Origin of the sequence: Kitasatospora sp. MBT66, from assembly GCF_000710405.2 — a bacterium.
GTDB classification, from domain to species: Bacteria; Actinomycetota; Actinomycetes; order Streptomycetales; family Streptomycetaceae; genus Kitasatospora; species Kitasatospora purpeofusca.
In genome coordinates, this window is sequence record NZ_JAIY01000006.1 from 516,464 (window position 1) to 525,661 (window position 9,198).

Sequence of the window (9,198 nt, forward strand, 5' to 3'; positions counted from 1 at the left end):
CGACCGCCGCCCCGGGCGCGGTGGAGTGCGGGGTGCGGGGTGCGAACTGCTGGGCGCCGGGTGCGGGGTGCCGGGTCAGGCGGCCCGGTCGGTCGCCAGCTGCGCCGCCAGCGCCGGTACGCCGAGCGCCTGTTCCTGCTGCGGCGTGGCCTGGTACAGCAGATTGGTCAGCTGGTACGGGTCGGCGGCGAGGTCGTAGTACTCGCGGAACTTCACCTCGCCCGTCCCGGACACCGTGCCGTTGGCGTCGGTGTGCAGCGCGTAGTACTCGGTGTACTGCTTGTCCGCCGCCACGTACGAGGACCAGGTGGGCGGTCCGCCCGCCGCCGTGCCCTGCTTCCACCACTCCACCAGCAGGTGGTTCCTGCTGTACGCGGTGAGCAGCGAGTGCCCGTCCTGCGGGGTGTCGGGGGTGATCCCGGCGGCGTCCAGGATGGTCGGGGCGACGTCGATGTTGGCGACGATCCGGTGGTCGCTGGTGCCCGCGCCGAGCCCGCCGGCCGGCCAGGACAGGTAGAACGGCACCTCGTGCGCCGGGGAGTAGGGCACGGACTTCTTCAGCCAGCCGTGGTCGGCCCAGGTGTAGCCGTTGTCGCCGAGGTAGATGACCAGGGTGTTGTCCAGCTGCCCGAGGGCCACCAGCTTGTCGTGGATCGCCTGCACGGCGTCGTCGACGGAGAGCAGGGTGCGCAGTTGCTTGGTCCGCACGGCCTGGCCGTCGGCGAGGGTGGAGGTGGCGTTCTGGATGTAACCGGGCTTGTCGCTGCGGTCGGCCTCGGGCACCGAGGGGCGGCCGTTCCACGGCGGGACGACCGTGTCCGCGTACTTGGGAGCGGGCACGTTGGGCGCGTGCGAGGCGTACGGGGTGACGTAGGCGAACCACGGGCGGGAGTCGGTGGCGGCCTTGTCGAGGAAGGCCAGGGTGCGGTTCTTGACGATGTTGGTGGTGTAGCCGGGGAGGGTCTGGACGGTGCCGTTGACGTTCCAGCTGGCGTCGTTGTAGGCGGGCTGGAGCAGCGCCCACTCCTCGAAGTGCGGCGGATTGTCCGCCAGGGTCCAGGAGTTGAGGTACTTGCCGAACAGTCCGGTGCGGTAGCCGGCCTCCCGGAGGTAGCGCTGGACGGTGGTGTGCTGGTCCAGACTGTGCGAGGCGCCGTTGTTGCGCACGCCGTGGTTGTGGGCGTAGCGGCCGGAGAACACCGAGGACCGCGAGGGCGCGCAGAGCGGCGTGGTGACGTGGCCGTGGGTGAAGCGGACGCCGTGGCCGGCGATCCAGTCCACGGTCTGCGGGGTGGCCCACTCGGTCTGCTTGGGCTGGTCGTCGGTGACGATCAGCAGGATGTTCGGCCGGCCGGCCCCGGCAGCGGCGGCCGGGGCGGCCGCCGCCGTTTGGAGCGCCACCGGGGCGGCGGCGGTGGCCGCCACGGCCGCGGCGCCGGCGAGGAAGCCCCGCCGACCGATCGCGGAATTACCGTTCGGCTCCGAATCACCGATCTCGCTCATTGCCTTGCCTCCATACTGGTCGATGATTCCGGAACACCGTTCGGGGAAATTCCCCGCAGGTGCCACCGGAATTCGTTCACGGGAGGCGGACCACCGGTCGAGGCGACGTCGCACCCGCGCCCCGGACTGAATTCACGGGTACGGAGACTCGCCGGAGATCCGCGGCGAACACCTCGGGGAACCTCACCGACCTGCACGAACGGTGCGGGTGCGAGCCACCCCGGGAAGGTCCGACGCGCTGCGGCCGGTCCCCGTTCACCCGCCCGGGGACCGCCGCCGGCTCACGCCGGAGCGGCCGTACAGAGGGCGCTCGCGAGCCGTCCGAAATCGACGTGCCGGCGAGCAGCCAGGAACTCTCCAGCTGCCATGCGTGCGACTTTAGGAGTTCCCGGCGAGCGCTGGCAATACCCGGGCGCATTTGTGTCGGCGCCGTTTCGGGGATCCGGCGGCAGGTTTCCCCGGGCCGACTCCCGGGCCCTCGCGGCTATCCTCCGACGGTGATCATTCCAGTGGAGCCGATACGGCTCGTCATCTTCGACTGCGACGGCGTCCTGGTGGACAGCGAGCGGATCGCCGCCCGGGTTCAGATCGGCCTCGGCGCCGAACTCGGCTGGCCGCTCACCGAGGAGGAGGTGGTGGAGCGCTTCATCGGCCGCTCGATGGCCTCGATCGACGAGCAGGTCGCCGAGCGGCTCGGCCGGGAGACCGCCGACCGCTGGTGGGCGGAGTTCGTGCGCCGGCACGCCGAGGAGGTGGACGCCGGCCTGGAGCCGGTCGACGGCCTGCCGGAGGCCCTCGACGCGATCACCCTGCCGACCTGTGTGGCGTCCAGCGGCTCGCACGAGAAGATGGCGCACACCCTGGGCCGGACCGGGCTGCACCACCGGTTCGCCGGCCGGATCTTCAGCGCCACCGAGGTCGCCCGGGGCAAGCCCGCCCCCGACCTCTTCCTGCACGCGGCGCACCGGATGGGGGTGCCGCCGTCGGCCTGCGCCGTCGTCGAGGACAGCGCCCCGGGCGTCCTGGCCGCGCGCGCGGCCGGGATGCGCGCCTTCGGCTACGCGGGCGGCCTCACCCCCGCCGCCCGGCTGACCGGCCCGGACACGGTGGTCTTCGAGGACATGCGCGAACTCCCCGCCCTACTGGCCGCGGTCGGGCCGTAGAACGGGGAGCAGCAGTACCGGGCGGGGCGCGCCTCGCGTCGCGCTCCGCCCGGGTCGGGCTCAGCCGACCGGTCCCAGCAGGGCCGGCAGCTCGGCGACGGACTTCAGCACGTGGGTCGCGCCGTCGGCCCGCAGCCGCTGCTCGTCGTGGGCGCCGGTGAGGACGCCCGCGACCACCGGGGCGCCGGCCCGGACGCCGGTCAGCATGTCGTAGCCGGTGTCGCCGGCCACCGCGATCTGCCGGACCGAGTCGGTCCCGGTGCGCAGCAGCGCGGTGAGCGCGAGGTCCGGGTAGGGGCGGCCCCGGCCGGCCTCGGCCGGGCAGAGGGTGAGGTCGGCGATGTCCTGCCAGCCGAGGGCGGCCAGGATGCGGTCCTGGGTGGACCGGGAGAAGCCGGTGGTGAGGACCACCTTGCGGCCCTGGCCGCGGAGTTCGGCGATGGCCTCGGCCGCGCCGGGCAGCGCCTCGCAGTGGCCGGCGTCGACCAGGTCGTGGTACGCGGCCTCGAAGGCGAGGTTGGCCCGCTGGGCCTTCTCCTCCTCGCCGAACAGGTGGCGGAAGACCGAGATCTTGGACTCGCCCATGGTGGCGCGGACGTGCTCCAGCATGGTGGCGTGCTCGGCGCTGCCGGTCTCGACCCCGAGCGAGCCGGCGGCGGCCCCGAAGGCCCGCTCGACCAGGCCGTCGTCGGCCACGGTGGTGCCGGCCATGTCCAGGACGACCAGGCGGATGTCGTTCGACATGTTCAATTCCTTCGACGGGATTGCAGGTGGGCGGAGTTACAGGTCGGCGAGTTCGGCGGTGGTCTCGGCGATCGCGGGCGAGCAGGTCATGCCCCGGCCGCCGGGGCCGGTGACCAGCCAGACGCCGTCGCGGACGCGCTCGCGGTGGACCACCCGGGTGGTGTCGACGCACTGCGCGTAGACGCCGGCCCAGCGGCGGCGGACCCGGGGCAGCGGGCGGCCCAGCAGCTCCTCGGCCACGCCGACCAGGTGGTCGTACGGGTCCTCGACCACGTCGAAGCCGAAGGGGTGGTCGTACTCGTGGGTGTCGCCGATGGTCAGACCGCCGTCCCGGCGCTGGACCATCAGCAGCTGCATCTTGTGCTCGGCGGCGACCGGCGGCTGCGGCTGGACCTCGCGGAGGTGGTCCAGGGCGCCGCCGGCGAAGGCCGGGTAGTAGCGGAAGGAGTCGCCGTCGGCGACCGAGGTGGTCAGCGGCTCGTCCAGCGGGTCGGTCTGCATCATCTGCAGCCGCACCTTGCGGACCGGCAGCTCGGGCGCCAGCTCGCGGACCAGGCCGCCCAGCCAGGCGCCGGTGCAGAGGATCACCAGGTCACCGGTGTGGACGTCGCCGTGGTCGTCGCGGACGGCGTGCTCGCCGACGACGTCGCGGACCTCGCGCCCGGGCAGGAAGGTGTACCGGCCGGTGGCGGTCAGGGCGGCGCGCAGCGCGGGCTGGGCGGTGCGCGGCTCGACCGCGGCGTCCCGCTCGCACCACAGGGCGCCGAGCAGCTTGCCGCGCAGGGCGGGGTTGGCGGCCCGGGTCTGCTCGGCGTCGAGCAGCCGGTAGCCGCGCGCGGCGGCGTCGGGCAGGGTCAGCGCCTGCTCGGCGACGGCGAGTTCGGCCTCGGTGCGGATCGCGGTGAGCGAGCCGTTGGCGCGGAAGCCGAGGTCGGGGACCTGCCCGCCGATCCGCTCCCACAGCTCGCGGGCCCGCAGCGCGGTGTCCAGTTCCTCGCCCTGCGCGCGGCCGCTGACCCAGACCAGGCCGAAGTTGCGCACCGAGGCGCCGCGCGCCTCGGCCTCGCGCTCCAGGTGGACGACCTCGTGGCCGCGCTCGACGGCCTGCCAGGCGTGCATGGTGCCCAGCACGCCTGCTCCTACGACGATGACTCTCATGCGGCCAGGCTGGTGCCGCCAGGTGTCCGAGGGGAGTCCGAGCGGCGGACCGCAGATGAACCGACCGAAAAGTTGTACAGCCAACATGGCGCCGCCCGGGCCCGCGACGACACCCGGACGGACGCCCCGGCCGGGATCAGCGCCGCACGGCCGCCCGCAGGTAGTTCCGCCGGCCGAACTTCGGCTCGTCCACCGCCGTCAGCCCCTCCACCTGGAACCGGTACAGCGCCGCCGCCCCGCCACCGGTCAGGAACTGCCGCCGCACCTCCTCGTCCTGCGCGAAGGCCGGGTACCGCCCCTGGTACGCGGCCAGCGCCGACTCGGCCTGCCGCCCCCACGCCTCGCCCGCACTGCCGGTCAGCTGGAGTCCGCGCAGCTGCTCGCCGAAGACCGGCGGCGGCAGGAACACGGTGGCCGCCGCCCGGGCCTCCTCGGCCAGGTGGTGGCTGTGCCGGGTGGAGCGCTCGCTGACGAAGTAGAGGACGAGGTCGTCGTCGTAGGCGAAGAAGGCGAGGTTGGCGTGCGGGCCGTGCTCGTGGCCGGCCGTCGCCAGGGTGAGCACCATCGCCTCGGCCAGCAGGCCCTCGACGCCCTTGCCGAGCTCCTCGGCCGGCCAGTCCCCCTGGGTGATGTCGAGTCGGTACGGCATGAGCAGCACTTCCCTCCACTGGCACGCCCGGCGCGCGGCGCCCTGGCACGACTGAGCCGGGCGGGTGCCCCCGTCGGGGGCCGCCGCGCCCGGCTCACATGCTCTTCCCCGGCACCCCTGCCGCACAAGGGTCGGGACAGCGTCCGGCCTGCCGGTTCCGTACTGCCCGGTACCGCCGAGTGCCGACCGGTACCGCCGGGCGCCGACCGGTGCGGCCGGACCCCGCCCGGTCCCGCTCAGTCCCGCTCAGTCCCGCCGCGCCCCGACCGGCCGGCCCGGCCCGGCGACCGCCGCTGCGGCCCCCGCGCCCAGCAGCGGCCGCAGCGGACCGGAGCGGGCGTGCGCCACCAGCGGCCCGGCCCGGCCGGCCGCGAGCACCAGCGGCACCGCCACCAGCACGCCGACCACCGCCCCCACCAGCACGTCGTGCGGATAGTGCACCCCGACCCAGACCCGGGAGGCGCCCATCAGCACGGCGGCCACGACGGCGACCGCGCCGATCCGCCGGTCGGCCAGGAACAGCGCGGCGGCCGCCGCGAAGGCGATCACGGTGTGGTTGCTCGGGAAGGACCAGTCACCGGGACCGGGGCAGCTCTCCAGGGTGTCCCGCACCCGCAGCTGCGCGCACGGCCGGACCTCCTCCACCAGCCCCTTGAAGCCGGAGTTCACCACGTAGGCGAGCAGCACGACCGGTGCCGAGACCAGCACCCGGGCCATCACCGCCGGCCCGCCGTCGCGCGCCCGCCACCAGGCGGCGAGCATCAGCAGCGCGAAGAGCCCGAGGCCGAGCAGCGACCAGAGCTCGACCAGCCGGTCGAGCCAGTGCGGCGCGGCGTCCGCCCAGCCGACCACCCGGCCGTACAGGCCGCCGGAGATGCCGCTGCCGTCGTACACGGCCAGCTCGTGCACCGGAAGGCCGTGCGCCGGCAGCCCTCGCAGCGCCGCCTCCTGTGCCGCGGCCTCGTACACCGGGGCCGGGGCCGGGACCGCTGCCGTCACCGGTCGGCACCGGTGTGACGGCGGGCAGGCCGATGACCGAACACTCTGCAAACAATCGGGAGCATGAGGACAACTACTACCAGAACGGCGATCGCCATCGGACTACGGTCGATATCGGGCGCGCCCGAGCCGGACCGCCGTCCGCCCCCGCACCGGCCGCCGTGACCAGCATTCGGACACGCGCCCCTGCCACGCACCCGTGCGCCGGGCGCGCACCCCGCAGGCCCCGCGCGCCCGCTTGCCGCAGCCCACCTCGGCCGCTCCGGAACCGGGCACCGGCCCACCGCTCCCGGCCCCTCGCCACACCCCTTCCCACCCCCGGCCGGACACTCGCGGTCATTGGCATGTCCACTCTCATACCGCCGGGTATTCCGAGTTGGCAGACCCCATCCCCAGGAACGGGTGGCGCCCGTACTCTTTCGTCAGCGCGTCGGCCCCGGCGCGCCCTCGAACGGCGGCGAGGAGCGAACCGAGTGCGGCAGCCAGGACGGCAGACCCGACGACCCGAACGTCGTACTCCGCAGACCGCGGCGGAGCTCGCCAAGGTCCACGAGCGCGCCCTCGCCGAGGCCGCCGCCCGCGCCGCCGCCCGCGACACCACCCCCGACGACCCGCCGCTGTCCCAGCCCCGCCCCGAGATCGGCGACTCCTGGGAACGCCTGCGCCGCCTCGGCCTCGACCCGGACGCGGGCGCCGCCGCCGTCCACCTCGGCCCCGCCGAGATCGAGCACCGCCGCCGCACCAGCGGCCTCGACCCGCTGCTCCCCGTCCTCCGCGGCACCCTGCTCGAACAGTCCGGCCAGCCCCCGCTGATCCTCGCCATCGCCGACGCGGACGGCCACATCCTCTGGCAGGAGGGCGAGCGCGGCCTGCGCCGCAGCGCCGACCGGATCGGCTTCCTCACCGGCGCCCGGTGGATCGAGGAGAGCGTCGGCACCAACGGGATCGCCGCCGCCCTGCGCGCCCAGCGGCCGATGCAGGTCCACTCCGCCGAGCACTACCTGCGCAGCCACCACTCCTGGACCTGCGTCGCCGCCCCCGTGCACGACCCCGGCACCGGCCGGCTGATCGGCGCGATCAACCTCAGCGGCCCGGCCCACTCCGTCCGCCCCTACCTGCTCCAGCTGACCGCCACCGCCGCCAAGCTCGCCGAGACCGAGCTGCGCGCCCGCCGCCTCGAATCGCTGCACCACCTTCGCACCCTCGCCGCCCCGATGCTGGCCCGGGTGAACGGGCCCGCCCTGGTCGTCGACGCGGCCGGCTGGACCGCCGCGGCGGCGGGCCTGCCGCCACCGGCCCGGCTGCGACTGCCCGCCGAGGGCTGGAGCACCGCCGCCGTGCACTGGCTGCCCAGCCTGGGCGAGTGCGTGATCGAGCCGCTCGCCGACGGCTGGCTGGTCCGCCCGGTCCCGCTCCGGAGCACCGCCCCGGCCCCGGCCGGAGACCCCGCGGGCCCGCACGGCCCCGACGGCCCCGGAACTCCCGACGGGCCCGGCGGCCTCGGCGGACTGCTCGCCGAGCAGGCCGAGGGCGCCCGGGTCCGGCTCGACCTGCGCCGGCCGGGCAGCCCGGCGCTGTCGGTGCACGGCGCGGCCGGCAGCTGGTCGCACTCGCTCAGCCCCCGTCACGCCGAACTGCTGCTCCTGCTCGCCACCGAACGGAACGGCCTCAGCGCGGCCCAGCTGGCCGACGCGCTGTTCGGGGACCCCGCCAGGACGGTCACGGTGCGGGCCGAGCTGTCCCGGCTCCGCCGCCACCTGGGCGGCCTGCTGGCCCACCGGCCGTACCGCTTCGCCGAATCGGTCCTGGTCGGCGTGGCCGGACCGGAGGACCCGTACGACCTGCTGCCGTCCTCCTCGGGCCCGGCCGTACGCAGGCTCCGCGCGGGGCTCGCGGGCGGCACCGTCCGGCTCCCCGGCCCCCCGCCGTTACCGGGAGCGCTGACTCCGCGCACCGGCCGGCTCCCGCTGGCCTGAGCCCACCGCCGGCCCGAGCCCACCGCCGGGTCCGGTCGCCGTCCGTCGGCCCGAGCACCGCCCGTCCGGGCACCGTCCGTCGGCCCGGGGCACCCGCCCCGGGCTCAGCGGCCGCCGGACAGCAGCTCGGTCAGCTCGGCGTCGCTCGGCCCGTGGGCCCGCTCCGCCTCCTCCGAGACAAGCGCGTACGTCCGGTCCAGCCACGCCCGGACCTTCGGCATGGAGACCTCCAGCAGGGCGCTGCCGTGCGGCGATTCCAGCGCCAGGTGCAACGTCGAGCCGTGGCACGGACAGTAGGCCGGCCACAGCTTGACGTCGCCCTGACCGCTCAACGAGCGCAGGCCGTCGCGCAGCAGTTCGCGCGAGAACACCCAGTCGGCCTCGTCCGGCCGCCCCAGATGGAACGTCAGCAGCACCTCGTACGGGCGCGCGGCGTCGAACCGGAACCGCGTACGGACCTCTCCGACCACCTCCTCGCCCAGCGAGATCCGCAGGGACAGCACCTCCTCCACCGCCGCCGGAGCGGCGGTGGAGCCTGCCTCTTCGCCGCCCGTGGGGGTAGCGGCGAGAGGGGCACTGGAGGGTGCTGGCAGCGGGTCGGGCGGCATGACGGTCTCTCCGGGACGGCGTGGAATGCCCTCCAGACTGCGCCACCGCGCGACGGACCGGCAAGGGTTGCAAGGGGGTTGCAATAATCCCCGAACGCTCCCGGGGTCCCTTACCGGCCTTGTCAGACGGACCGTCAACTTCTGCTGGGCGAAGGGTTGTCCACGGATTTGATCCATTCGGTCCGGACTCTGGCCACCGCCCGGGTACCCGCTGCTACGCTCGTCCCCCTGCCGGCGCACGCCCGCGCGCGCACCCGGCGGACTCCGCACGCGCGGCCCCGGGGGGGATGCTCGGGCCGGGCCCGGACGCGTCCCGGACGACGCCCCCCGACCGGATCCCGGTCGGACCGACCGCACCGGGCCGGCCCGGCGGCCGTCCGCCCGGTCGGCGGCACCGG

General features: G+C 75.0%; 8 protein-coding genes. 2 read left to right on the forward strand and 6 right to left on the reverse strand.

Translation table 11 applies throughout. From position 1 onward, the window contains the following. Positions 1-75: 75 nt before the first annotated feature. Complete coding sequence (locus BI06_RS14820; protein ID WP_030394918.1) at positions 76-1,503, reverse strand: sulfatase; 1,428 nt, start codon at positions 1,501-1,503, stop codon at positions 76-78. A 497-nt stretch (positions 1,504-2,000) separates the two neighbouring features. Here BI06_RS14820 and BI06_RS14825 point away from each other — a divergent pair, with 497 nt between their 5' ends. Beyond that, positions 2,001-2,666 (forward strand): HAD family hydrolase, encoded by a 666-nt coding sequence (locus BI06_RS14825; RefSeq protein WP_369826121.1) that lies wholly within the window; start codon positions 2,001-2,003, stop codon positions 2,664-2,666. Between the two features lie 60 nt (positions 2,667-2,726). On the opposite strand, the gene BI06_RS14830 is transcribed toward BI06_RS14825, so the two are convergent. From BI06_RS14830 to BI06_RS14845, 4 genes are all read right to left on the reverse strand, one after another. Beyond that, positions 2,727-3,410 carry a phosphonatase-like hydrolase gene (locus BI06_RS14830; protein WP_030394920.1) on the reverse strand — a complete coding sequence of 228 codons (684 nt, stop codon included), beginning with the start codon at positions 3,408-3,410 and terminating at the stop codon, positions 2,727-2,729. 36 nt (positions 3,411-3,446) lie between these two features. Further along, a complete protein-coding gene (locus BI06_RS14835) occupies positions 3,447-4,568 on the reverse strand; it encodes a TIGR03364 family FAD-dependent oxidoreductase (protein ID WP_043468534.1) in 1,122 nt (373 codons plus the stop codon). A 136-nt stretch (positions 4,569-4,704) separates the two neighbouring features. Beyond that, entirely contained in the window at positions 4,705-5,217 is a 513-nt protein-coding gene (locus tag BI06_RS14840) for a pyridoxamine 5'-phosphate oxidase family protein (RefSeq protein WP_149030379.1), read from the reverse strand. Between the two features lie 246 nt (positions 5,218-5,463). Then, on the reverse strand, positions 5,464-6,216 hold the full coding sequence (locus BI06_RS14845; RefSeq protein WP_369826122.1) for a phosphatase PAP2 family protein: 753 nt from the start codon (positions 6,214-6,216) through the stop codon (positions 5,464-5,466). 473 nt (positions 6,217-6,689) lie between these two features. Between BI06_RS14845 and BI06_RS14850 the strand changes: the two genes are divergently transcribed. Then, complete coding sequence (locus BI06_RS14850; protein ID WP_051741062.1) at positions 6,690-8,192, forward strand: GAF domain-containing protein; 1,503 nt, start codon at positions 6,690-6,692, stop codon at positions 8,190-8,192. Between the two features lie 104 nt (positions 8,193-8,296). On the opposite strand, the gene BI06_RS46320 is transcribed toward BI06_RS14850, so the two are convergent. After that, on the reverse strand, positions 8,297-8,800 hold the full coding sequence (locus BI06_RS46320; protein ID WP_157855300.1) for an SsgA family sporulation/cell division regulator: 504 nt from the start codon (positions 8,798-8,800) through the stop codon (positions 8,297-8,299). Between the last annotated feature and the right edge of the window lie 398 nt (positions 8,801-9,198).